This is a genomic window from Herminiimonas sp. GW821-FHT09C12 (assembly GCF_059416385.1).
In genome coordinates this window covers 831057-856322 of record NZ_JBWKPC010000002.1, presented here as the reverse complement: position 1 = coordinate 856322, position 25266 = coordinate 831057, and the positions used below count along the sequence as shown (strand labels likewise).

Here is a 25266-nt window from a genome sequence, read left to right as displayed (position 1 = left end):
AAATGATCGCCGTTATTTTTGAAGTCATCCCACACGCTGACCATAAGCAGGATTATCTGGATACTGCGGCTGCATTACGTCCGTATCTGGAGAAAATTGACGGTTTTATTTCGATAGAGCGCTTCCAGAGTCTGATCGATCCAGCCAAAATTCTGTCGCTGTCTTACTGGCGCGATGAAGAAGCCGTGCAAAACTGGCGCAATCTGGAAGTCCATCGCCAGGCGCAGTCTGCCGGTAGAGCAACTATCTTTGCCGATTACCGTTTGCGCGTGGCACATGTGCTGCGTGATTATGGTTTGAATGAAAGAGCAGAAGCACCAACTGATTCACGCAAGGTGCATCAGGCATAAACCGCTCTTCTACTTCTACAGATCAACCTTGCTAGCTAAGCAAAGGTGTTATTGAGTAGCTTGATAATTTCCTGAGTTGTGCCGGTTTCGCCCAGGCGTGGAAAAATCCGCGTAATGCTATTGATGTGGGCATCCGCATTCGTATCTGTCATCGCGTCGATCACAAGAACGACATTGAATCCACGCTCATGTGCATGACGAGCTGTTGACTCAACACCGATACTGGTAGAGATACCGGCAATAACGACTTGCGTAACACCTAGCTTTTTCAGGTGTTCTTCAAGGTTGGTGTTGGTGAACGCGCCCCACGTTCGCTTCGTCACGACAAAATCTTCCGGCTGCTGTTTAAGCTCAGGAACGAGATCAGCCCAATCTGCCGGCAGCTCTGCACGACTGCGAATCTGTTCCGTTCGTCCCATGGCTGCACCAGCAACATTAACCAGTACAACGGGCAAGCCATGGCGACGAAATGCCTCAGCCAAAGCGCTGGCGTGCTTCACAATTTCGCTGCTCGGATGCACGGTTGGAAGTGAGACGATGCCCTTTTGCAAGTCGATGAGTATGAGTGCGCTCGTTGGATCAAGTGTACTGACTGCCATGATGAACTCCTTCTCACCTGCGTTCTTTATGTTCTCTATCGAATTTTTTCTCAGCATCACCGAGATGAGCGATCAATATATGCGAAATGATATTGACACCAATACCTGCAAAAATGGCAGGAATCAGATAAAGCGCTACAGACATCTCTGACGCAAAAATTCTGTCATCCAGCAAGGATGGTGAATGCCTGGCCATTACCCTGAGCAGTTGCAAAAGAAAAATGTTCGCGCCAGAGACAAGAATCAGGATAATACCGAATAGCAGCACCACCTTGCGGGAAATGGATCGTTTCCACATCATGTAGCTGTAGATCCCGATGGGGATGATGAATGTCGAGAAAATGAGCAAAAAAAACTGAATTTCAACGAATACAGAATCAACCATTTGCAATTCACCTCTTCTTTACGAGCGCACTGCTCGGTCTTCATACACAAATAATGCCTGATGTATTGCCTTATTTAAGCATGCGAATGTAAAGAAATTCCTTCGATTTCAATACGTTTTGTAAAGTAATTCATTGCGCAACTTTTTTATGCAAATGCGCCATATAATTAATTTTCCAAATCGCGCAGATACCACTTGCCGCACATGACAAACCACCCCGACACTAATACTGACAATACTTCTCCACCCCGCTCTACGCGCTTGCCTAAAGGCAAGTTCCGCCGAACGATCATCTGGGTTCTTATCGCATTATTGGCAGTAGGTGCCGGACTATGGTGGTGGAAGAGCCCTTCTTCTGCCGATAAAGCCGCGCAAGCCAATGGCGGCGGTCGTTTCGGCGGCCCGAATATGGTGCAACCAGTGTCTGTGCAGGAAGCACGGCGACAAGATATACGCGTGACCGTGAATGCAATCGGCAGTATTAATGCAGCCAACACCGCGATTGTTCATACACAAGTCACCGGCGTACTGCAGCAAATCAATTTCAAGGAAGGCCAGCAAGTACAAGCCGGTCAACTTCTGGCGCAAATCGATCCGCGCGCCTTTCAGGCTACGCTGGGACAAGCCGAAGGTGTGCTCGCGCGCGACAAGGCGCAACTGGACAATGCCCGTATCGACCTCACACGCTACAAGGATTTGCTGTCTAAAGACGCCATTGCCAAGCAACAGCTGGATACGCAGGAAGCACTGGTGCGCCAGCTCGAAGGTACGGTCAAGTCTGACCAAGGTACGGTCGATAGCGCCAAATTGCAGTTGTCATATACACGCGTTACCGCGCCTATCGCCGGACGCGTCGGCTTGAAACAATCCGATCTCGGCAATGTGGTGCAGCCTTCAGACACCAACGGCATCGTCATCATTACGCAAACCCGCCCTATCGCACTCGTATTCTCGGTGCCATCAGCTAATGTGCCATTGATTACCACGCGCTTGCGTGCCAACGAGATTGTTCCGGTCGAAGCCTGGGATCGCACCGGTAAAACCAAGCTAGCAACGGGTCAACTGGCGACTGTTGATAACGCCATTGACGTGACGACAGACACCATCAAGGTCAAAGCTCTATTCCCGAATCTGGACGATGCACTCTTCCCTAACCAGGCAGTCAGTGTCGTCATGCAGCTCAATACCCTGAAAGATGCGCTGGCAGTACCGCAAGCCGCCGTCTTGCGCGGTTCGCAAGGTTTCTATGTATATGTCGTGAATGCCGACAATACGGTGAACACACGTGTCGTCAAACCTGGCGCAATCGACAGTGGCTGGATGGCAATCGAAGCCAAACTGGAACCGGGTGAGAAAGTCGTCATTGATGGCACCGACCGCCTGCGTGAAGGTGGCAAGGTCGAAGTCATCGCCGCCGATCCAAAACAACGTGCCGGTGCCGCAGCACCGCCAGCCGATAGCAAGCGTCGCAATATTCCGCCTGAGATGGCAGAGAAGTTGAAGAATATGAGCCCGGAAGAACGCCGCGCCTGGTTCCAGCAAAACGGCGGCAAGAAAGACAAGCCAGCGGCCTCAACCAACTAAGCCAGCATCATGAATCCATCACGCATCTTTATCGAGCGTCCGGTTGCCACTTCGCTCTTGATGCTCGCGATCCTGCTGGCCGGCTTGCTGGCCTACCGGCTGCTGCCTTTATCGGCCTTGCCGGAAGTCGATTACCCGACAATACAAGTCACCACGCTCTATCCGGGCGCCAGCCCGGACGTCATCTCAACGACAGTCACCGCGCCATTGGAACGTCAGTTCGGCCAAATGCCGGGCCTGAACCAAATGACCTCGACCAGCTCCGGCGGCGCTTCGGTCATCACATTGCGTTTTTCGTTGGGTCTGTCACTTGATGTAGCTGAACAGGAAGTACAGGCAGCGATCAACGCAGGCAGCAATTTGCTGCCTAGCGATTTGCCGATGCCTCCTATTTATAGCAAGGTCAATCCGGCCGATGCGCCAGTTCTGACGATAGCGATCACTTCGCCGACCTTACCCATCATCAAAGTGCACGATCTGGTGGAAAACCGCCTGGCACCGAAATTGTCGCAAGTCGATGGCGTCGGTCTGGTCAGCATTGCCGGTGGCCAGCGCCCTGCGGTGCGCATCCAAGGTAATCCGCAAGCTTTGGCTTCGCTCGGTTTATCGCTGGACGATATTCGTACGGCCATCGTTGCCGCCAACGTCAATCAGGCCAAAGGTAGCTTCGACGGTGCGCAACGCGCGTCAACCATCGATGCGAACGATCAACTGAAGTCCGCTGCCGAATATCAAAATCTGATCATCGCGTGGAAGAACGGCAACCCGCTACGCCTGAGCGACGTCGCGACCATAGTCGATGATGCAGAAAACCTGCGTCTGGCCGCATGGGTAGATCGCACGCCAGGCGTGATCCTGAATGTACAGCGCCAACCTGGCGCGAACGTGATTGAGACCGTGGATCGCGTCACAGCCTTGTTACCCAAGTTGCAGGCCTCATTGCCTGGCTCAGTCGATGTGCAGGTAATTGCCGACCGCACTACCACCATCCGCGCCTCGGTTAACGATACGCAGTTTGAGTTGCTGCTCGCGATCGCATTGGTGGTGATGGTCATCTTCCTGTTCCTGCGCAGTGCATCCGCCACGATTATTCCGAGCGTAGCCGTGCCGCTGTCATTGATCGGTACCTTCGGCGTGATTTACCTCGCCGGCTTCTCCATCAATAACCTGACGCTCATGGCACTAACCATCTCGACCGGCTTCGTGGTCGATGATGCGATTGTGATGATCGAGAATATTGCGCGCTTTGTCGAAGAAGGCGACTCCCCGATGGAAGCCGCGCTCAAGGGTTCCAAGCAAATCGGTTTCACGATTATTTCGCTGACGGTATCACTGATCGCGGTATTGATTCCGCTGCTGTTCATGGGCGATGTGGTCGGTCGTTTATTCCACGAATTCGCGATTACGATGGCCGTCGCCATCCTGATTTCTGCAGTGGTATCTCTGACGCTGACGCCTATGATGAGCGCCCGTCTGCTGCGTCCTGAACATGAAAACAAACCGACTCGCATCGGCAAATGGAGCGAAGAACAATTCAATCGCATGGTCGCTGCTTATGGTCGTGCGCTGGTGTGGGTACTGGATAGACCGCGCGCCACGCTGGGCGTGTTTGGCCTGACGCTGGTGCTGACGGCCTTGCTTTATGTCGTTGTGCCGAAAGGATTTTTCCCGGTACAAGATACTGGTTTGATTCAGGTGATTACCGAAGCCACGCAAACCAGTTCATTTGAAGCGATGTCACGTAAGCAGCAAGCACTGGCCGATGTCATTTTGAAAGACAAGGATGTCGATCATCTCGCTTCCTTCATCGGCGTCGATGGTGCGAATCCGACACTCAGTACCGGGCGCATGCAGATCACGCTCAAGCCGTTTGCCGAACGTAGTGACTCTGCCTCGGACATTATTCGCCGTCTGAATGAATCGACGTCGCGCCTGCCCGGTATTACTGCTTATATGCAACCGGTGCAGGATTTGACGATTGAAGACCGCGTCTCCAAGACTCAATATCAGTTCCTGCTCAGTTCGCCGGATTCCAACGACTTGGCCAAGTCCAATGACTTATTGCTGGCAAGTCTGAAAAACATTCCTGAGTTGGTCGATGTGGCCAGCGATTTGCAGAATCAAGGTCTGCAAACTTATGTACAGATAGACCGCGAAGCTGCAGGGCGTCTTGGTGTGACGGTCGCCGCCATTGATACGGCCTTGTACAACGCCTTTGGCCAGCGCTTGATTTCCACCATCTATACACAATCCAGCCAATACCGTGTGGTGCTGGAAGCGGAAGCTGGACGTCGTCGCGGCCCGGTTTCACTGGAAGGTTTGTATGTGCCGGTGACGAACAACAATAATAATAGTTTGAATGGCACCGGCGGCACGAGTGCCACGGTCGTTTTCAACGCTACCGGACAAGTACCGCTGACTTCGGTCGCGGAAATCATAGAGCGCCCGACTGCACTCGCCATTAACCATGTAGCGCAATTCCCTTCCGCCACGATCTCGTTCAATCTGGCACCGGGCGCTTCGCTCGGCAAGGCAGTCGATGCGATCAAGGCGGAAGAAGCCAAGCTGAATTTGCCACCTAGCGTGGAAACCAGCTTCCAGGGTGCGGCTGAAGCCTTCCGCGCATCGCTCAGCAGCACGCTGATGCTGATTCTGGCGGCGGTAGTCACCATGTATATCGTGCTGGGCGTGCTGTATGAAAGCTATATTCATCCGATCACCATCCTGTCTACGCTACCTTCAGCCGGCCTCGGTGCTTTGCTGGCTTTGTTGGTCGCCGGTCAGGATCTGGGCATCGTCGGCATCATCGGTATCGTGCTGCTGATCGGTATCGTGAAGAAGAATGCGATCATGATGATCGACTTCGCCTTGTATGCAGAACGTGAAGAACATCTGCCGCCGCGCGAAGCAATTTACAAAGCTTGCCTGTTGCGCTTCCGCCCTATTCTGATGACGACCATGGCCGCTTTACTCGGTGCTTTGCCGTTGATGCTGGGTACCGGTGCCGGGCATGAATTGCGTCATCCATTGGGCGTGACCATGGTTGGTGGCTTGATCGTCAGCCAGTTGCTGACTCTATTTACAACTCCGGTGATTTACCTCGGCTTTGCCAAACAGGCGCAACGCCTGAAAGACTGGCAAGACCGTCGCGCTGCAGCACGTGCCGCAGGTGGAAGCGCTACGTGAATATTTCTGCGCCCTTTATTGCGCGGCCGGTCGCGACGACGCTGATCACGATAGGTATCGCCCTGGCCGGCATGCTGGGCTTCGGGTTGTTGCCGATTGCACCTTTGCCGCAAGTCGACTTCCCGACCATTTCGGTCAGTGCTTCGCTGCCAGGTGCCAGCCCCGATACGATGGCGGCCACCGTCGCGACGCCATTGGAACGTGCGCTCGGCAGCATTGCCGGCGTCAACGAGATTACTTCACGCTCATCGCTGGGTTCGACCAATGTGGTGCTGCAATTCGACCTTGACCGCGATATCGATGGCGCGGCGCGTGATGTGCAAGCGGCGATCAATGCGGCGCGTACGCTGCTGCCAACCGGCATGCCAAGCAACCCGACTTACCGCAAGGTGAATCCGGCTGCCGCACCTATCATGATCATTTCGCTGACCTCGGATACGCTGACGCGCGGTCAGATGTATGACGCAGCCTCGACCATATTGGCGCAGCGTCTATCGCAGGTTGAAGGGGTAGGTCAGGTCAATGTAGGCGGTGGCGCCTTACCTGCAGTGCGGGTGGAATTGAATCCAGACAAGCTCGCGGCCATCGGCATCTCGCTCGACAATGTCCGCACCGCCATTACCAACACCAATGCGAATCGCCCCAAAGGTTCGGTCGAACTGGATGATCAGTATTGGCAGATAGGCGCGAACGATCAGGCCCGTACTGCGGCTGAATATGCACCGGTCGTGATCAGCTATCGCGATGGCGCTTCGGTGCGCTTACGTGATGTCGCGAATGTTGTCGATTCCGTGCAAGACGTGCGCAACTACGGTCTTGCCAATGGCAAACCGGCGATCGTCATGTTCCTGCTAAAGGAACCGGGCGCCAACATCATAGAAACTGTACAAAACGTACGAGACATTCTGCCGCGCCTGCAAGCTTCTATCCCGCAGGCAATACAGATGAACGTCATCACCGACCGCACGCCGACCATCAAGGCCTCGCTGCGTGAAGTCGAACGTTCGATGGGCATCGCGGTGGGGCTGGTGATTTTGGTCGTGCTGCTGTTCCTGCGCAACTGGCGTGCCACGCTGATCCCTGCAGTCGCGGTACCGGTCTCGCTGGCCGGCACCTTCGGCGTCATGTATCTATGTGGTTATAGTCTGGATAACCTATCCGCTATGGCACTGACGGTGGCGACCGGCTTCGTCGTCGATGATGCGATCGTGGTGCTGGAAAACATCACGCGCTATATAGAACAAGGTTTAACGCCACGCGAAGCTGCGCTAAAAGGTGCGCGTGAAATCGGCTTTACCGTGGTGTCGATCAGCTTGTCACTGATTGCCGTCTTCATCCCTTTGCTGATGATGGGCGGCGTAGTCGGTCGTCTGTTCCGCGAATTTGCGGTGGTGCTAACCGCGGCAATTCTCGTATCGATGGTCGTGTCACTCACCACCACGCCTATGATGGCCGCCACCCTGCTCAAGCAAAACACTGTAAAGCGCAAGCCGGGACGTGTCATGCAATGGTTTAATCGTTTCAACCGCGCCGTTCTGCGCGGCTACCGACATACGCTGATCTGGACCTTGCGACATCAACCGCTGGCCATTCTGGTCTTGCTGGCGGTAGTGGCGCTGAACGTCCACCTCTACGTTACGATTCCGAAAACCTTCTTCCCGCAGCAGGATACCGGCGTGCTGGTAGGTGGCGTGCAAGCCGATCAAGGCAGCTCTTTTCAGATGATGCAAAAACGGTTGGATACCTTTTCGACCATCATCCGTTCCGATCCGGCAGTTGCCAACGTCAGTGGCAACACTGGCGGCGGTCAGAGTAACTCCGCGATGTTTTACATCACGCTCAAGCCGCTGGCCGAACGCAAGGTTTCGGCGGATGTCATCATTGCCCGACTGCGCAAGCAACTGGCGCATGAGCCTGGTGCCAACCTGTTCATGGTGCCGGTGCAGGATATCCGTATCGGTGGCCGCCAATCCAACGCGCAGTACCAGTACACCTTGCAGGCAGATACCATCGAAGATCTGCGCACCTGGGATCCGCTGATACGCAATGCCTTGTCACAAATACCTGAGCTGACGGACGTCAATTCCGATCAACAAGACAAAGGCATGCAGACTTCGCTGATCATTGATCGCGATGCAGCTGCCCGTCTTGGCATCAGTGTCAGCACCATAGACAACACGCTTAATAATGCTTTCGGCCAGCGCCAGGTCGGCGTCATCTATAACCCGCTCAATCAATACCGGGTGGTGATGGAACTGGCGCCCGAATTCCTGCAAGGACCGGAAACCCTGAAACGCCTGTACGTGACCAGTAGTAGCGGCGCGCAAGTGCCGCTGTCCGCCTTCACCCGCGTGGAAACCACGAACACGCCATTGGCCGTCAGCCACCAAAGCGGCACGCCGGCTTCCACCATCAGCTTCAATTTACCTTTGGGTGTATCGCTATCGGACGCTACGGTCGCTATCAATAATGCGATAGGCAAACTGGGCGTACCAGTCTCGGTACGCGGCGGCTTCCAGGGTACGGCGAATGCCTTCCAGGAATCGCTGTCTTCACAACCATTGCTGATAGGTGCAGCCATCATCGTGATTTATCTGGTGCTGGGCATCTTGTATGAAAGCCTGATCCATCCAATCACCATTCTTTCGACCTTGCCATCCGCCGGTGTAGGCGCCCTGCTCGCGCTTAAGATGTTCAATACCGAGTTTTCCATCATTGCGTTGATCGGCGTGATCCTGCTGATCGGTATCGTCAAGAAGAACGCGATCATGATGATCGACTTTGCGATTACGCGACAGCGCCACGGCACAGTTGGTGCCGGTCCTGCGATTTATCGTGCCGCGTTATTACGCGTACGCCCCATTTTGATGACCACCTTTGCCGCCATCTTCGGCGCACTGCCGCTGGCTTTGGGTAGCGGCGACGGTGCGGAATTACGCCAACCGCTGGGCATTGCCATCGTTGGCGGCCTGATTCTGAGCCAGTTACTGACGCTTTACACGACACCTGTCGTCTTTGTGCTGATGGATAAGCTGCGCCGCGACAAGCATAAGCACAGCCCGGCTACACAATTGGCGACAGCCTGAGTTTTAAAGGATTTTTTATGCGCCCCTACTTATTATTAATCGCGCCCACTTTGCTGCTGGCGGCTTGCGCCACCGCACCGACTCCACCGCCTGTGGCAGCCGCTCCGACACAGTACAAGGAAGCCGGACTGTGGCAAGAAGGAACTGCCAATAGCGCACCGAACGTGCCGGATGATTGGTGGACTTTGTTCCAGGACCCAGTTCTGAACGATCTGGAAGGTCGGCTAGTGGTCGGCAATGAAAACCTGAAGTCGCTGGTAGCGCAAGTTGCCGCCGCCCGCGCCGCAGTCGCTGCCAGTTATAGCGCACGTCTTCCGACCTTATCAGTTGGTTTATCTGGCACACGCGACAGCGTTGCAACCAGTACCACTCGTACAACGTCGGTACAAAATCCAAGCAATAACGTGTCACTGTCCGGCAATGCGAGCTGGGAAGTCGATCTGTGGGGCCGTCTGGCACAAGCCACGACCGGAGCGCAAGCCAGTTTGCAAGCCAGTGTTGACGATCTTGCGGCTGCACGTTTATCAGCCCAGGCTACGCTGGCCCAAACCTATTTCTCATTACGCACCGCAGATGCACAGATGGTCGTGCTGGAACGCAGTGTTACTGCTTATCAGCGCTCGCTGGACCTGACGCAGTTCCGCTATGGTGGTGGTGTAGCTGCACGAGTGGATGTCTTGCAAGCACAAACTCAGCTCAAGACAGCGCAAGCGCAACTGGCTGAAGCCGTCGCACAGCGCGCTATACTCGAGCACGCAATTGCCGTATTGCTGGGCGTACCACCTTCGGCGCTGGCACTGGAGCGCAATGCCGCCTTGCCGCAAGCACCACTGGTACCTCAAATGCTGCCGACCACTTTGCTGGAGCGTCGGCCGGATATAGCCGCTGCGCAAAGACGCGTCGCCGCAGCCTATGCCCAGATTGGTGTTGCGCATGCCGCCTACTTCCCGTCGCTGGTACTGTCCGCTGGTGGTGGTTATCAGAATAGCTCGCTGAATAATCTGATCAGCGCGCCTAACCTGTTCTGGTCGTTAGGTGCATCCGTGGCACAAGCCATTTTCGATGGCGGGCAAAGACAGTTGGCCAGTGCACAGGCACAAAGTGCCGCGGATCAGGCTACATCGACTTACCGTCAAACCGTGCTGACTGCTTTGCAGGAAGTGGAAGATAATCTGATCCTTGCAGCGCAACTGCAGCAAGAAGCCCTGTTACAGCAAGAAAGCTTGGAAGCCGCGCAACGCACGCTGGAAATTACGCTGGACCAATACCGCGCCGGCACCGTCAGCTATTTGAATGTAGTCATCGCGCAAAACACTGCGTTGACGAGCGAGAACAGTTTGCTTAGCACGCAGAACCGACAATTGGCCGCAGTAAATATATTGCTGAAGAACATCGCCGGTCGCTGGGAAGTCGATAACCCTAATGCTAGCAAAGTCAAAAAATAAACAAAAATTGAATAAATTCAAATACTTGCAATAATATTCGAATGTAAATTAGCTAAAGTAAATCATGACCAGATTATCCATCCTGCAATATCCTGACGAGCGTCTGCACACCGTCGCACAGCCGGTGCAGCAGATCAATCAGGATATCCGCCGTCTGGTCGCCGACATGGCTCAGACCATGTATGCGGTTGATGGCATAGGCTTGGCGGCAACACAGGTGAACGTGCACCTGCGCATCATCCTGGTCGATATTTCCGAAAAACAAAACCAGCTACTGGTATTGATCAACCCGACTGTGATCAAAATGGGCGGCAGCGCCGAGTTTGAAGAGGGATGCCTATCTGTTCCCGATGTGTACGAAACAGTAAAACGCTCTGCCTGGATACGCGTGCGCGGACTCGACTTGAACGGCAAAACAATAGAGGTTCAGGCTGATGGTTTAAAAGCCATGTGCATACAACACGAGATGGATCATCTGCAAGGCATGGTCTTTGTCGAACATTTGTCACCACTGAATCAACGACGCATACTCTCCCGTGCCCAATCGGCCAAATCGCACCGGACTCCTATTCGCTGAACATCAGTTCAAATGAAGGAATCAAAATGACACAAGTTCGAGTTGAAAGCTTCACGATCTCTATAGATGGATATGGAGCGGGGCCGGATCAAGATATCAATAATCCGCTCGGTGTGGGTGGGACGGACTTGCACCAGTGGTTCATCCCAACACGCACGTTCCAGCGGATCCATGGTGCGGGTGAAGGCACGACCGGTGTCGACGACGATTTTGCCGCACGCGGATTCAAGAACGTCGGAGCGTGGATACTGGGGCGGAACATGTTCGGCCCGATCCGGGGCCCTTGGCCTGACATGAACTGGAAAGGCTGGTGGGGAGACAACCCGCCCTATCACGTTCCAGTCTTCGTCTTGACGCATCATGCGCGCCCATCTATCCAGATGGAAGGCGGCACGACATTTCACTTCATCACGGGTGGCATACACGAAGCACTAGACCGCGCCCGCGAAGCCGCGAACGGCATGGATGTACGCATAGGAGGTGGAGCCAACGTGATTCGACAGTATCTTCAAGAGGCTCTCATTGATGAACTGCATATCGCGATCTCGCCGATCCTGCTCGGTCGGGGCGAGCGCTTGTTCGACGGGGCGGACCTGCGGGTTCTAGGATATGAATGCGTCGAGTTCGCGGGATCGGAGAAGGCAACCCATGTTGTACTCCGGCGCCAGAAGGTCAATGAGGCCTGACAAATATTCACTACACGCCTGCGGCGCAGAATGGCAGCGCGAAAAATCTCCACGTTAATCAAATCTGCTATAAATGCAGATCCCGAGCATTGGAAACTACCAGTGCCATTGATAACAATTACGAGACACTTCCTCCATGCTGAAAACCACCATTTCCGCCCTTGCCTTCATCGTTTCCACTCAAGCAGTGACGGCATTTGCCCAACAAACAGGCCCTCGCGACGAGTTCTTCTGGTTAGGCGAGATCAACAAAGCCACGACTGTCATCAACTCCGAAGAAGGATTGCTGGACAAATCGATGGTGCCACGCATTACCTCCGGTATAAGCAAAGTTCTCAAGGACGGCAACCAGCCAGGTGGCAAGCGCCCGGCCAGGGTGATCGAGTTTGAGCCGCTATTGATTGAAGCTGCTGGCGTGGAAGTCACCCTGCTCCATGCCGGCCGCTCCAGCCAGGATATGCATGCCACCGCGCGCGCAGCAATCATGCGGGAAGATATGCTTAGATTGGCCAGCCAGCTTAACAAGACGTCCAGCACCATCGTCAAGTTGGCCGAACGACACGTTAATACCATCGTCCCGAATTACACGAATGGTGTGGCAGCCCAGCCCAATAGTTATGGTCACTACCTGCTTGGATACGCCGCCGGGTTAGATCGGGATGCACAACGCATACGCGAAGCCTATACACGCCTCGACCGCTCGCCGATGGGTACGACTGTTTTGAATGGCAGCAGCTGGCCGCTGAACCGTAGCCGGATGGCGGATTACCTTGGCTTCTCCACCATCGTGGACAACGCCTATGACGCTGGCCAGATTGCGTCAGTGGATTACCCGGTAGAAGCAAGTTCGATAGTGACCAGCATCGCGCTGCACACAGGCAGTTTCATTGAAGACATGATGACCCAGTATGCCCAGCCGCGTCCCTGGATACTGCTGCAAGAAGGTGGTGGAAATACGTACGTCTCGAGCGCAATGCCGCAAAAACGCAATCCGGGCTTGCTCAATTCAACCAGACAAAATGCATCAACCGTCATCACTCTGGCTATGGGACCCATCTTGCAGGCTCACAACATTCCTCCCGGCATGATGGATGCGAAAGATGCCAAGACGAATAGCGCGATGATCAACAGCGCCATCAAGGTATTGCAGAATTGGGACAATATCCTGAACGCCTTGGTCATCAGTCCTGAACGCGCACTGGAAGAGTTGAATAGCGACTGGACGGCTTCACAGGAACTGGCCGACGTCTTGATGCGGAAGTACAAATTACCGTTTCGTGCCGGCCATCATTTCGCTTCAGAGATCGTTGATTATGCGAAAGCAAACAATATCAAGCCTAGCGAATTCCCATATGGCGAGGCAAAACGGATTTATGCAGAAGCTCTTAAGGGACACGGTGACGGCGAATTGCCGATGAGCGAGGAAGAGTTTCGCGCAACGCTAAACCCAATCACTATCATCAAGAACCGCGCAACTGCTGGCGGTCCTCAACCAGCTGAAATGGATCGCATGCTGAAAGCAGCAAAACAAAAGCTTGCTCAGCAGGATGCATGGATTAAGGAAAAGCAGGCCCGCATCAACTCCTCATTAGCCAAACTTGATCAGGATTTTGACAAGCTTCCGAAGAGCAACAAATAAGTAGTCAGGAAGCAATTGTTAATTAATACTATTTCGTTTAAATTCAAATAGATATAAAGTCTATTTGAATTTAAATATCAAGAAATTTAACCTGCATTATCCTGTGCCAAACGCGCTTCCACCTTGGCCATTGCGCCAGTTGCCGGGTGTCTGAGCTTGCTGATACGCCCGACCAACACCTCCCGTAACTGATCCTGTTCTAGTTTGTGCTGCACCAGGAATGAATCCGGGACTTCTATTTCCGCAGTCACTGTTCCCTGCTCCCGAGAAATTGTGAGCGCAGTCACTTTGCCGAATAAATCAATTTGCAGGCCGGTGATCGGATTACGAATATCGATAAAGCGCGGCTCTATCGCGTTGATGAATTGCTGCTCATTCAAGGCATTCAATACCGGGAAGCAACCCGAAACTTCAATTAATGTTTTCATTTTTCCTTCAATGACGATGGCGCCGACAACAATACAGAAACCGTATTATCTGCTGCCCGTTGCCGTTTAACAAAATCTTGCCGATAGTAAATTCTATTTTTGACAAGAAAACCCCGGACTAAGAGAGGAGTTGTTATAGAATTCGCGCTTCCCTGCTCTTTCACCACCTCTTGCCTCTTATTGCCGTAGAGAATGAAAACCAAGCTCGCGCCAACTATCCGCTCAAAGCTGGTTTTACTCGTAATGGCATGCGTAGTGCCCGCGGCGTTAATGGCCGTCCTGCTGATTGCACATGATTATCAGCGCGCCCGCGATCAATTACTACTCAACTCGCTAGGCACGGCACGCGCAATGATGTCGGCCGTTGATCGCGATTTCGCCAGCATCGAATCCTCACTGACAGCACTCGCGACGTCCCCTTACCTGGACTCCGATGATTTGAGCGACTTCTACATGCAGGCGCAAGAAGTGTTGAGAAATCAGCGGGATCAGTCCGATATCAACATTGCTCTTGCCGACGTTACAGGGAAGCAGCTGCTCAATACGCGTCGCACCTTCGGTGATCCACTGGACGGAAAAAGAAGATTCATTCAGCTGGAAACATTGTTCAAAACGGGGAAGCCTGTGATTTCCGATTTATTCCGCGGCGATATCACGCAGCGGAATATGTTCGCCATAGGCGTCCCTGTTTTAAATCAAGGAAAGACGCGCTACAGCCTCAGCGCAGGCATCTTCCCAGAACGCTTTGACAAACTACTGCGACAACAAGAAATGCCTGAAGGCTGGATCGCTGCGATTTTTGACGGCACAGGCACCATCGTCGCCAGAACTGGCAATAGTCCACACCTGATAGGAAAAAAAGGCGTGCCTGAGGTAGTCAAGCACCTGCAAGCCAGCAAAGAAGACATGTTTGAAAGCGTGACTTACGACGGCGTAGCAGTGCAAACTATCTTCAGCCGTTCCAAGCTTTCCCATTGGTCGCTGGCGATCGGGATTCCGACCAAGAACATCGTGCACGAATTGCGCTATACCTTGTTCTGGCTGATTTTTGCCACCATCGCTCTCCTGGCGAGCAGCGTAACCGCCGCATGGTTGATAGGCGGACGTATCGCCGATTCCATTCATGGCTTGACCGGCCCGGCACTGGCGCTAGGTACAGGCGAAATTGTCACCGTTCCGCCGCTACATTTACGAGAAGCAGATGAAGTTGGCGCATCGCTGGTTCGCGCGTCAGAAATGCTGCATCAAGCCCAGCACCAAGCCAATCATGATGAATTGACTGGCTTGGCGAATCGCACTTTGTTCCATGAAATCGTCGGCCAGCAACTGACATTGTGCGAACGTAATAATGCTGTCTTATCTATCCTTTATATTGATCTGGATGGATTCAAGGCGGTGAATGACAAATACGGCCATGAAACCGGTGACAACGTATTGCGTACCGTCGCCGCTCGCCTCAAGGCCGGCAGCCGTCATTCTGATGTCGTGGCGCGTTTGGGTGGTGATGAATTTGCGATGGTGATGGTCGGTACACGTATGGACGACGCACGCATCGTTGCAGAAAAACTGGTTGAGAGCGTGTCAGCACCTTACGTCATCAAGGATGCACTGACGGCACATATCTCCGCCAGTATCGGCGTTGCGGCCTACCCTGATTCGGGTACGACTAGCGAAGCATTACTGCATCGTGCGGATGGCGCCATGTATAAGGCCAAGAGTCTGGGACGGCGACGCGTAGCGATAGCCACGACAGGCTGATTCAATCGACAAGAAAAATATTTACCTGGAAGGTAATCGAAGAATGAAAACAAAAGAGATGCCTTTTATCCGCAAGCTGCTATCTACCGGCAATACCTCTCCATTGCTTTCATACACACTGTTTGCGCTGGGTTTGTTCACTATCGGATTCAGTGGCACAAGCGCATACGCCGCTCGACCTATGATTACCGATGATGCACGCATCGTCGATGCCAAAGCCTGCCAGGTGGAAAGCTGGGTCAAGCGCAACCGTGACAGCACAGAATACTGGGCCATTCCCGCCTGCAACTTCACAGGCAATCTGGAAGTGAGTCTGGGCGGATCGCGGATACACGACACCTTAGGGACACAAACACAAAGCATGGTGGTGCAAGGTAAAACCTTGTTCAAAACGCTGGAGCCAAATGGCTGGGGCATCGGCCTCGCCTTCGGCAACTCGTTTCAACCAGTATCAAATACCGATCGTCATTTGATCAGCTCGCCTTACGCTTACATACCGGCCAGCTTCTCGTTCAAGGATGACCGTTTTGTACTGCACACCAACGTCGGCTGGCTGCATGATAAACCGAATAATCGTGATCGCGCGACATGGGGATTGGGTTCAGAAACGCAACTCACTGATCGCACATGGCTGATTGCAGAAACCTTTGATCAAAGCGCCGGACGGCCTTTCTTCCAGATAGGCGTGCGCCATTGGCTGGTGCCGAATCATGTGCAGATCGACACCACTTACGGTAATCGTCTTGGCAGCGGAAGCGAGGAACGCTGGTTCTCCATCGGCTTGCGTCTGCTATCCTTGCCCTTCCTGCCGTAACAAAGAAACGCCATGCCTGAATCAACCATCCTGTTAATCGACGATCACACCATGTTCCGAGAAGGCATGGTGTTGGCGTTGGCACAGGTTGCTCCCCACTTGCAGATACTCGCAGCGTCCAACGGCATGGAAGCCATTGCAGCACTGGAAACGCATGCAGCAATCAGTGCCGTTGTGATGGACTACTATCTGCCCGACATAGCTGGCGGCGCTTTATTGCACAGTCTGCGTCAGGCACGTCCCGGCATGCGCATACTGGTTTTGTCTGCGTCGGAAGATTCGGATGACGTGCATCATGCGCTGGCAGCTGGTGCAAACGGCTTCATACATAAATCTGCAGACAGCCACACTTTGCTGGAAGCCTTGTCTACCGTGATGTCCGGTGGACGCTATGTACCAACGGCTTACGGACTATCGACGCCACCGGCAGAACAATCTGACGATGCGGCCTTGTTAAGCAGTCTTACTCCCAGACAGCGTGAAGTCTTGCTGCTGGTGTGCGAAGGTTGCCCGAATAGCGACATCGCCACCCGACTCGGCATGACGGAGAAAACCGTCAAGGTGCATCTCTCCGCCATTTTCGCTGCCTTGAATGTCCGCAACCGCACGCAAGCGGCATTGATTGCGCGACGCGGTGGCTTGCTCGGCAAACCAAAATAACAGCAAAGAATCTGGCGATACGCGGATCGCTTATTGCACTGCGCGATCAGCCGAACGTCTGGCTTGCGCAATCGTTTCTGCAATCACCTGGCGCAGATGCGCGGCATCCACCGGTTTATGCAGTAAAGGCCATGCGCGTGCCGAAGCTTCCGCCAAGCGTTGTGGATCGGTATCACCGGTCATCAGGATCGCAGGGATCGTGTCGTCGGCATATTCATCATGCAGGCGATCAATCACGGCGATGCCGGTTTCATGATCACGTAAACGGAAGTCGCTCAGTATCAATGCAGGCGTATCAGTGCAATTGGCGGCGGCTTGCACGATCTCGTCACCGCTGACACCCGCGACCACCTGATAACCCCAGGCTTCAAGCAGCAGGCGCACACCTTGCAGATTGTCTTCATCATCTTCAATCACGAAGATGGTTTTTCCTTGTGGTGCATCGTCATGGTGACTGATGGACGGCGTAATTGCAGACAAGGCGTGCACACCCTTTTCGTCGAACAAAGGCAAGGTCAGTGTAAAGACGCTGCCGCGGCCTGGTCTTGAACGCAGAGTCAGACGGTGCCCGAGCAAATCCGCAGTACGTCGCACAATCGCCAATCCCAGCCCCAAACCTTTGTTCTGGTTGCGCTCGGGATTGCCGATCTGATGAAACTCCATAAAAATTTTCTCTTGATCTGCCGGCGCAATTCCCACGCCGGTATCCCACACTTCCACTTGCAGGAACTGGCCGCGACGACGGCAACCGATCAATACGCCACCACGTTGCGTGTGGCGTATGGCGTTATCGACCAGATTGCGCAGTATGCGATCCAGCAGAACCGGATCGGAATACACCGCCGGCACCGAAGCCTGATGCAATCGCAGGATCAAGGATTTGGCCGCTGCCTGTGGTGCGTATTCCAGTTGCAATTGATTGAACAAGGCCGTCAGCGAACAATGACGCAAACGCGGTCGAATCACGCCGGCATCCAGGCGCGAAATATTCAACAAGCCATCAAACAAGCTGCCCATCGCAGCGGTAGCACGCCCGATGTGATCGACCAGTTGGCGGCTTTTTGCATTCAGAGTTTGTTCGCGCAGAACACCAACGTACAAGCTCAGTGCATGCACCGGTTGGCGTAAATCGTGGCTGGCAGCGGCGAGGAATTGTGATTTCGCCTGATTGCTGCGGTCAGCATCTTCCTTGCTGCGCTCTGCTGCCTCTTTCTCGATCGCCAGTCGTTCGAGCAGATCACGATTTTCAAAACGCATTTGCAGGGAATCGCGTTGAGTACGGTACATGCGCTGCGCAAAGGCCAGCGTCACCAGTAAATAAAGTATGCCGGCCGCACCCAGCACATGATGCAAAGTGCCAGGCTGCATCGCCAACGCGAGGAAAGGAGGGAGAAAATAAGGGACTTCAAACGCAAACAGCAGCGGCAGATAAATGCAATAAGCGTAAGTCGCGCCTGTCCCTAATGTAAGCAGGCCGATGATCATGAACATTTGATACTCAAACGGTGCCTGGAACAGCCAGTAGGCATAAGGCAATCCCCACACGGCTCCCGCCATGGCAGTACACCACAGCATTGCGCGCGCCCAGCGACGTAGTACGGCAATCTCGCTTTGTGCAACCTTGTAGCCACGCATGACAACTACACGCATGCTCAGCACAAGCACATTCACCACCAGCCAGATGATCAACTCGCCTTGAGGCAGAACGTTCCACAGCGCGATCACGATCAATCCAACCGTCAGCAAAGACCCTAGCAACGCAAAAGGAAAATTGCGCCGCAATATCGCCATTTGAGCGATAAAAATGGCATCTGCATGCGCGTTCTGGTCTTTATAGGTTTGCATCATGTGGCCGAGTTTTACACAAAATAAAGTTCTGTACATAGGACTTTAGTCGTATGCGCAATCCGAACAATATTCCTAAGATATTTGCATCAACTATGCAAACTCAGGAAGAACCAGTGAAGCATCAACCCATCATTCGCAGCCTGCAGCCACTCACAGCCGCCTTGCTTGGCGGCCTTTTCGCCATCCCTGCACTGGCACAAGGCATACCCAATGCCGGACGCCTGCTCGAAGAGATCAAGCCGCCCGTCACGCTGCCTAACACCAGCATCGAAGCCCTGCCAGTTGAAGAAGCCGTACGCGCACCGCTCTCCTTGCCGACAGATATTCGCATCAAGATCAGCGCCATCCAGATCACGGGCGCGCTAGCCTTGAGCGAACAACAACTACAGCCTCTGGTCGCTGATCTGATCGGTGGCGAACATAGTCTGGCCGAGCTGGAACAGGCCGCGCAACGCATCACGCAGTACTACCGGCAGCAAGGTTATATGCTGGCACGCGCCTATCTACCGGCACAGGCCATCAAGGACGGCAAGGTAGAAATCCATATTCTGGAAGGCCGCCTCGACAAGATCAAACTCAATAATCAGTCACGCATTGACGATGCCGGCATCAACAACAAGCTAACGGGCATCAGCAGCGGCCGCGCCCTCAAAAGCGATGAAGTGGAAAAAAACTTACTGCTGCTCAGCGATACGCCCGGCATAGACGTACGCTCCAGCCTGCGTCCCGGCGCATCGGTCGGCACCACCGATCTCGATATTCTGATCAAGGATGGAAAACCGTTCGATGCCGATCTCAGCGTCGATAACTTCGGCAATCGCTACTCCGGCGAATATCGTCTGAACGGCAATCTGAGCCTCAACAATCCCTTCGGATTGGGCGACGCATTGCAAGTACGCGCCACCACCGCAGGAGAAAAATTCAATTACGCACGCGTAAGCTACCAACTCCCGCTCAATGATCGCGGCACCCGACTGGGCGTGGCCTACGCAGCAATGCAGTACAAACTGGGCGAAGACTTTAAACGTCTGGATGCACACGGCACGGCGAATATCGCCAGCCTCTTCCTCACACATCCATTCATACGCAGCCGCGCCATCAACCTCAATGGTCAGATCAATCTTGATCACAAAGTACTCAACGACCGTATCGACTTGATCGGAACGGAGAGCAACAAGAAACTCAACAACCTCACCTTCGGCCTCTCCGGCGACAGCAACGATCAATACAACGGCGGCGGCATCAATCAAGCCAGCCTCAGCATGACCGTTGGTGATCTGCAGCTCGACAGCACAAGCGCGGCATTCGATGCAGTCGGACATCGCACGCAAGGTCGTTTCATGAAAACCAATCTGCAAGCCCTGCGCTTGCAAAAACTGACAGAACAACTCAGCCTGTACGGACAATTAACGGCGCAACTGGCCGGTGACAATCTGGACTCGGCAGAGAAGATGTCGCTCGGCGGCTCCTACGGCGTACGCGCCTATCCGCAAGGCGAAGCACCAGCCGACGATGCATGGCTCCTCAATCTGGAACTGCGTTACACCTTTGCAGCGCAATGGCAAGCCATGCTGTTCTACGACGCGGCGCAAGGTCGCGTCAATCACAAGCCGATAGCTGCCGATGGCAACAACCGCCGCACTTTATCCGGCGTCGGTGCAGGTATCAAATGGGCCAATCAGGATGGCTACAGCCTGCAAACGACCGTCGCATGGCGCACCGATGACGAACCAACTTCCGACAAAGACAAATTACCCAGAGTCTGGCTGCAATTCACCAAGAGCTTCTAATAAAGGAACACCATCATGAACCACTGCTACCGTCTGGTCTGGAACGAACTACAACGCGCCTACGTCGTTGCGCCCGAGAATGCACGCGGCAAGAGCAAAAGTAATAGGCGCAAAACCCGATCACTAGCAGTCCTGCTCGGCACAACTTTACTGGCAAGCTTTGCTGCAAGCGCCCTCGCCGCACCGAGCGATGGCGTTGTCACCAACGGCAGCGGCCACATCGCGACTAACGGTGCAGTCACTACCATTACGCAGAACAGCGACAAGCTCTCGCTCAACTGGGGCAGCTTCAATATCGCCAGCAACGAGACCGTCAACTTCATCCAGCCCGGCAGTAATTCGATTGCACTGAACCGCATCCTCGGCAGCGGTGCGACCGAGATCTACGGCAAGCTCAATGCCAATGGTCAGGTCTTTCTGTTGAATCCGAACGGCGTGCTCTTCGGTGCCGGCGCCAGCGTCAATGTCGGCGGCTTAGTCGCGACCACACTCAATCTGAGTGATACCGATTTCAATGCAGGCAACTATCGTTTCACCAGTAACGCAAACAATGCCGGCAAGATCACCAATCAGGGCAGCATCACCGCCACCGATGGCGGTTACATCGCCCTGCTCGGTGCACAAGTCAGCAATCAAGGCACGCTCGCTGCCAAGCTCGGTAATGTCACGCTGGCGGCCGGTAGCGACATGACGCTGGACTTTGTCGGCGATGGCTTGTTAAGCGTCACCGTCAATCAAGGCACCTTAAATGCCTTGGCCGAGAACAAGCAACTCATACAAGCCGATGGCGGTCACGTCTTGCTGACAGCTAAAGCGGCAGACAGTCTGATTCAAGCGGTGGTGAACAATGAAGGCGTGATCGAAGCCAGAACAGTGGACAACCGCAACGGCACCATCATGCTGATGGGCGATATGCAGAATGGTCTGACTAAAGTCAGCGGCACCTTGGATGCCAGCGCACAGAATGGTAATGGCGGCTTTATTGAAACCAGTGCTGCCAAGGTCAAGATTGCCGATGACTCTAAAGTCACGACCAAAGCCGCCAACGGCCAGACCGGAACCTGGCTGATCGATCCGAATGACTTCACGATTGCCGCCAGCGGTGGCGACATGACGGGTGCAGCCGTATCCAATGCGGTGCAGAACAACAACTTTGAAATTCAAAGTATCTACGGTGCAACTAGTGGTAACGGTGACATCCACGTCAACGACGCCATTAGCTGGAGCAGCGACAACACATTAACGCTGACGGCTGAACGCAATATCAATATCAATCAGAGCATCACTGCTACCGGTACTTCAGCAGGCTTGGTGCTCAATTACGGCAATTACGCGACGGCAGGAACAGCAACAGCCAATACCGATTACTACGTCAAGGCACCGATTACGCTGAGCGGTGCTAATACAACCTTGGCAATCAATGGCGACAACTACACGCTGATTCACAGCATGGCGGATCTCATCGGCGTCAACTCAGGATTGAACGGAAAATATGCGCTGGCGCAGAATCTTGATGCTGCCGGCACGACTTATACCGATGCCTTGATCGGCAGTCTCAACAATAACTTCAATGGAAGTTTTGCAGGATTGGGGCACACCATCAGCAATCTCACTATCAACAGTACTGCCAATAATATTGGTCTATTCCGCTTTGCCGATAGCAACAGTATGATTCGCGATATTGGTTTGCTGGGTGGCAGCATGATCGGTAACATCCAAGTTGGCGCGCTGGTCGGCAGGAACCACGGCAGCATCAACAATGCATATGCCACCAGTAACGTGAGCGGCGACACCAACGTCGGCGGTCTCGTCGGCAGGAACGAAGGCGATATTGGTAACGTCTATGCTACTGGTAACGTGACAGGCAACATCCAAGTCAGTGGACTGGTCGGCTACAACGTGGGCAACATTAGTAACGCCTATGCTACCGGCAACGTGACCAGCACTGGCCCAAGCGTCGGTGGGCTGGTGGGCTGGAATCTGGGCAGCATCAATAACGCTTATGCCAGCGGCAACGTAACTGGTTATCAAGTCATCGGTGGCTTGGTGGGCGGTAATGATGGAAGCATCAGACAAAGCTATGCCACGGGTACCGTGACCAGCACTGATTATTCCGCTGGCGGACTGGTCGGCCAAAACAGAGGGGATATCAGCTATACCTATGCCACCGGCAGTGTGAACGGCTCTGACCGGGTCGGCGGTCTGGTCGGACATAACATCGGTAACCTCGACTACAGTTATGCGACTGGACGCGTGAATGGCAACATGAGAGTTGGTGGTTTGATCGGCAGAAACGACAACATCGATGGCGAGGGCAATGCCAGCAACTCATACTGGGATCAAAACAGTACAGGCCAGATCAATGCCATTGGTCAGGACACTGGTAGCAGCAGCATCAACATCGCCGCAGTCAACAGCACTAGCGCTTACAGTTACGCCAACTACACCAATCTGGGCACCTGGAGCGAAACAGCCAGCGGCTCGGGTGTATGGGTAGCCAAGGATGGCAGCGGCAATCCGCAGTGGGTCATGATAGAAGGTTCTACTCGACCCTTCCTCTACAGCGAATATTCCACCACCGTCAATAACACGCATCAGTTGCAGTTGATGGCACTGAATCTGGGCGCAAGCTATACCTTGTCCGGCAATATCGATGCGACAGAAACCAATGGCAGCAATATTAGCGGCATGTGGACTACGGCTGGTTTCTCATCGATTGGTAACGGCGTTAGTCAGTTCAGCGGTGCCTTCGATGGACAAAACCACACCATCGGCAACCTGTTCATCGATCGACCATCAACAAACTATGTAGGTTTGTTTGGATTGACCGGCATCGGTAGCGTGATCAGTAATATCGGCTTGCTGAGCGGCAGCGTAACCGGTAGCAGCAACGTCGGTGGGCTGGTCGGCGCCAACGTTGGCAGCATCAGCAACGCCTATGCCATCGCTAGTGTAAGCGGCAATGACTACGTAGGCGGGCTGGTCGGTATCAACATCGGCAACATCAGCAACGCCTATGCCGTTGGCAGTGTGACTGGCGACTACGTCGGCGGGCTAGTCGGCTACAACTGGGGCAGCATCGGCAACGCCTATGCTGCCGGTAGTGTAAGCGGCAATGACTACGTAGGCGGGCTGGTCGGTATCAACAGCGGCAACATCAGCAACGCCTATGCCGTTGGCAGTGTGACTGGCAATAACAACGTCGGCGGACTGGTCGGCTCCAACGATGGCAACATCAGCAACATCAGCAACGCCTATGCCACCGGTAGTGTGACTGGCACTGGCAACAACGTCGGCGGACTGGTCGGCTCCAACAACAACAACGGTAGCATCAGCAACGCCTATGCCACTGGCAGCGTAACCGGCAATGACTACGTCGGCGGGCTGGCCGGCATCAACAACAATGGCAACATCCGCAATGCCTATGCCACCGGCAGCGTAACCGGCAATGACTACGTCGGCGGGCTGGCCGGCATCAGCGACAGCGGCAGCATCAGCAACGCCTATGCCACCGGCAGCGTAACCGGCAACAACCAAGTCGGTGGGCTGGTCGGCCTAAACAACAACGGCAACATCAGCAATGCCTATGCCACCGGCAGCGTGACTGGCACTGGCAACAACGTCGGTGGGCTGGTCGGTAACAACAACGGCAGCATCAGCAACGCCTATGCCACTGGTAGTGTAAGCGGCCATGACTTCGTCGGCGGGCTGGTCGGCATCAGCATCGGTAGCATTAACAACGCCTATGCCACCGGCAGCGTGAACGGCACTGGCGACTACTTCGGCGGGCTGGTCAGTATCAACATCGGCACCATCAACAACAGCTTCTACGCCAGCACCGATGCAAACGGCAATACGATCAACTCCGGGCTGATTGGGAATATTTTTGGCACGGCAAAAACCTTTACCGAACTGATGCAGCTTTCCACCTTCGCATCATGGGGCAATGATATTGATGCACAAGGCGGCACCGGTTCTGTCTGGCGCATCTATGAAGGCAGCAGCACGCCGCTTCTGCGCAGCTTCCTGAAATCCGTCACCGTGACAATGGACGGTACTTACAACGGCGCTACGACGGGTAGCAACCTTCCTTACACCCTATCCGATCCGACTGCGACGTTGTCGGGGCAACTGAACTACAACGCAGTCGGTAATGCACTGGTATTTTCCGGCTTGTATTCGGGGCAGCAAGGATATGACATTAGCTATGCATCTGTGAGTCCTGCCACACCTTCTGGCAACACAAACAATCTGCCGACATATCAAGCTGCACTCAATAGTGCACTCAACAATGATGAAGCGGTGCAGATTGCAGAACAGAAAGAGGTTTTGACGATAGTCGATGGCGGCATGCGTTTACCAGCGGGATTGGGACATTAAATAATGCAATAACTCACTACAGCATCGCCATCCAGGGTTTGCAATTTCTTG

Annotated in this window: 17 protein-coding genes; 13 read left to right on the top strand and 4 right to left on the bottom strand. The window is 53.9% G+C overall.

Features of this window, described 5'->3' with window-relative positions; translation table 11 throughout:
• The first annotated feature begins 2 nt into the window (after window positions 1-2).
• Window positions 3-350, top strand: a complete 348-nt coding sequence (locus AC07N2_RS13910; RefSeq protein WP_494778774.1) for an antibiotic biosynthesis monooxygenase family protein — start codon at window positions 3-5, stop codon at window positions 348-350.
• 35 nt (window positions 351-385) lie between these two features.
• Here AC07N2_RS13910 and AC07N2_RS13905 read toward each other — a convergent pair whose 3' ends face one another.
• Together AC07N2_RS13905 and AC07N2_RS13900 are read right to left on the bottom strand one after the other, a co-directional pair.
• Window positions 386-949, bottom strand: coding sequence for an isochorismatase family protein (locus AC07N2_RS13905; protein WP_494778773.1), 564 nt, complete (start codon window positions 947-949; stop codon window positions 386-388).
• 13 nt (window positions 950-962) lie between these two features.
• A complete protein-coding gene (locus AC07N2_RS13900) occupies window positions 963-1334 on the bottom strand; it encodes a hypothetical protein (protein WP_494778772.1) in 372 nt (123 codons plus the stop codon).
• A 204-nt stretch (window positions 1335-1538) separates the two neighbouring features.
• Here AC07N2_RS13900 and AC07N2_RS13895 point away from each other — a divergent pair, with 204 nt between their 5' ends.
• The 7 genes from AC07N2_RS13895 to AC07N2_RS13865 all read left to right on the top strand — a co-directional run bounded on the left by AC07N2_RS13895 (window position 1539) and on the right by AC07N2_RS13865 (window position 13537).
• Window positions 1539-2918: an MdtA/MuxA family multidrug efflux RND transporter periplasmic adaptor subunit gene (locus tag AC07N2_RS13895; RefSeq protein WP_494778771.1), complete on the top strand. Its 1380-nt coding sequence runs from the start codon at window positions 1539-1541 to the stop codon at window positions 2916-2918.
• A gap of 9 nt (window positions 2919-2927) precedes the next feature.
• Window positions 2928-6104, top strand: coding sequence for an MdtB/MuxB family multidrug efflux RND transporter permease subunit (locus AC07N2_RS13890; RefSeq protein ID WP_494778770.1), 3177 nt, complete (start codon window positions 2928-2930; stop codon window positions 6102-6104).
• Complete coding sequence (locus tag AC07N2_RS13885; RefSeq protein ID WP_494778769.1) at window positions 6101-9190, top strand: multidrug efflux RND transporter permease subunit; 3090 nt, start codon at window positions 6101-6103, stop codon at window positions 9188-9190. The genes AC07N2_RS13890 and AC07N2_RS13885 overlap by 4 nt, the downstream gene beginning before the upstream one ends.
• A gap of 17 nt (window positions 9191-9207) precedes the next feature.
• A complete protein-coding gene (locus AC07N2_RS13880; protein WP_494778768.1) occupies window positions 9208-10635 on the top strand; it encodes an efflux transporter outer membrane subunit in 1428 nt (475 codons plus the stop codon).
• Window positions 10636-10699: 64 nt separating this feature from the next.
• Window positions 10700-11212 (top strand): peptide deformylase, encoded by a 513-nt coding sequence (def, locus tag AC07N2_RS13875; protein ID WP_494778767.1) that lies wholly within the window; start codon window positions 10700-10702, stop codon window positions 11210-11212.
• A 26-nt stretch (window positions 11213-11238) separates the two neighbouring features.
• The gene (locus tag AC07N2_RS13870; RefSeq protein ID WP_494778766.1) at window positions 11239-11898 is read left to right on the top strand and encodes a dihydrofolate reductase family protein; all 660 of its coding nucleotides are present in this window, start codon (window positions 11239-11241) and stop codon (window positions 11896-11898) included.
• A gap of 136 nt (window positions 11899-12034) precedes the next feature.
• A complete protein-coding gene (locus AC07N2_RS13865) occupies window positions 12035-13537 on the top strand; it encodes an argininosuccinate lyase (RefSeq protein ID WP_494778765.1) in 1503 nt (500 codons plus the stop codon).
• Between the two features lie 86 nt (window positions 13538-13623).
• Here the strand turns inward: AC07N2_RS13865 and AC07N2_RS13860 are convergent, their stop codons facing one another.
• On the bottom strand, window positions 13624-13965 hold the full coding sequence (locus AC07N2_RS13860) for a hypothetical protein (RefSeq protein WP_494778764.1): 342 nt from the start codon (window positions 13963-13965) through the stop codon (window positions 13624-13626).
• A gap of 192 nt (window positions 13966-14157) precedes the next feature.
• Between AC07N2_RS13860 and AC07N2_RS13855 the strand changes: the two genes are divergently transcribed.
• From AC07N2_RS13855 to AC07N2_RS13845, 3 genes are read left to right on the top strand one after another with little or no spacing between them, the layout of a single operon-like run.
• Window positions 14158-15723 (top strand): sensor domain-containing diguanylate cyclase, encoded by a 1566-nt coding sequence (locus tag AC07N2_RS13855; RefSeq protein WP_494778763.1) that lies wholly within the window; start codon window positions 14158-14160, stop codon window positions 15721-15723.
• A gap of 43 nt (window positions 15724-15766) precedes the next feature.
• On the top strand, window positions 15767-16537 hold the full coding sequence (locus AC07N2_RS13850; RefSeq protein WP_494778762.1) for a PA4824 family protein: 771 nt from the start codon (window positions 15767-15769) through the stop codon (window positions 16535-16537).
• A 12-nt stretch (window positions 16538-16549) separates the two neighbouring features.
• Window positions 16550-17197, top strand: coding sequence for a response regulator (locus AC07N2_RS13845; RefSeq protein WP_494778761.1), 648 nt, complete (start codon window positions 16550-16552; stop codon window positions 17195-17197).
• A 30-nt stretch (window positions 17198-17227) separates the two neighbouring features.
• Here the strand turns inward: AC07N2_RS13845 and AC07N2_RS13840 are convergent, their stop codons facing one another.
• Window positions 17228-19081 (bottom strand): ATP-binding response regulator, encoded by a 1854-nt coding sequence (locus AC07N2_RS13840; protein WP_494778760.1) that lies wholly within the window; start codon window positions 19079-19081, stop codon window positions 17228-17230.
• 14 nt (window positions 19082-19095) lie between these two features.
• Here AC07N2_RS13840 and AC07N2_RS13835 point away from each other — a divergent pair, with 14 nt between their 5' ends.
• Both AC07N2_RS13835 and AC07N2_RS13830 read left to right on the top strand, forming a co-directional pair.
• Window positions 19096-20835 carry a ShlB/FhaC/HecB family hemolysin secretion/activation protein gene (locus AC07N2_RS13835; protein ID WP_494778759.1) on the top strand — a complete coding sequence of 580 codons (1740 nt, stop codon included), beginning with the start codon at window positions 19096-19098 and terminating at the stop codon, window positions 20833-20835.
• Between the two features lie 15 nt (window positions 20836-20850).
• A complete protein-coding gene (locus tag AC07N2_RS13830) occupies window positions 20851-25215 on the top strand; it encodes a GLUG motif-containing protein (protein ID WP_494778758.1) in 4365 nt (1454 codons plus the stop codon).
• Window positions 25216-25266: the final 51 nt, after the last annotated feature.

What these genes read in the sequence shown, in the direction of transcription:
- AC07N2_RS13880 (WP_494778768.1), top strand. Translation starts at nt 9,208, where the DNA reads ATGCGCCCCTACTTATTATTAATCGCGCCCACTTTGCTGCTGGCGGCT.
- AC07N2_RS13835 (WP_494778759.1), top strand. Translation starts at nt 19,096, where the DNA reads ATGCGCAATCCGAACAATATTCCTAAGATATTTGCATCAACTATGCAA.
- AC07N2_RS13865 (WP_494778765.1), top strand. Translation starts at nt 12,035, where the DNA reads ATGCTGAAAACCACCATTTCCGCCCTTGCCTTCATCGTTTCCACTCAA.
- def (WP_494778767.1), top strand. Translation starts at nt 10,700, where the DNA reads ATGACCAGATTATCCATCCTGCAATATCCTGACGAGCGTCTGCACACC.
- AC07N2_RS13895 (WP_494778771.1), top strand. Translation starts at nt 1,539, where the DNA reads ATGACAAACCACCCCGACACTAATACTGACAATACTTCTCCACCCCGC.
- AC07N2_RS13905 (WP_494778773.1), bottom strand. Translation starts at nt 949, where the DNA reads ATGGCAGTCAGTACACTTGATCCAACGAGCGCACTCATACTCATCGAC.
- AC07N2_RS13830 (WP_494778758.1), top strand. Translation starts at nt 20,851, where the DNA reads ATGAACCACTGCTACCGTCTGGTCTGGAACGAACTACAACGCGCCTAC.
- AC07N2_RS13900 (WP_494778772.1), bottom strand. Translation starts at nt 1,334, where the DNA reads ATGGTTGATTCTGTATTCGTTGAAATTCAGTTTTTTTTGCTCATTTTC.
- AC07N2_RS13890 (WP_494778770.1), top strand. Translation starts at nt 2,928, where the DNA reads ATGAATCCATCACGCATCTTTATCGAGCGTCCGGTTGCCACTTCGCTC.
- AC07N2_RS13910 (WP_494778774.1), top strand. Translation starts at nt 3, where the DNA reads ATGATCGCCGTTATTTTTGAAGTCATCCCACACGCTGACCATAAGCAG.
- AC07N2_RS13860 (WP_494778764.1), bottom strand. Translation starts at nt 13,965, where the DNA reads ATGAAAACATTAATTGAAGTTTCGGGTTGCTTCCCGGTATTGAATGCC.
- AC07N2_RS13845 (WP_494778761.1), top strand. Translation starts at nt 16,550, where the DNA reads ATGCCTGAATCAACCATCCTGTTAATCGACGATCACACCATGTTCCGA.
- AC07N2_RS13850 (WP_494778762.1), top strand. Translation starts at nt 15,767, where the DNA reads ATGAAAACAAAAGAGATGCCTTTTATCCGCAAGCTGCTATCTACCGGC.
- AC07N2_RS13840 (WP_494778760.1), bottom strand. Translation starts at nt 19,081, where the DNA reads ATGTACAGAACTTTATTTTGTGTAAAACTCGGCCACATGATGCAAACC.
- AC07N2_RS13870 (WP_494778766.1), top strand. Translation starts at nt 11,239, where the DNA reads ATGACACAAGTTCGAGTTGAAAGCTTCACGATCTCTATAGATGGATAT.
- AC07N2_RS13855 (WP_494778763.1), top strand. Translation starts at nt 14,158, where the DNA reads ATGAAAACCAAGCTCGCGCCAACTATCCGCTCAAAGCTGGTTTTACTC.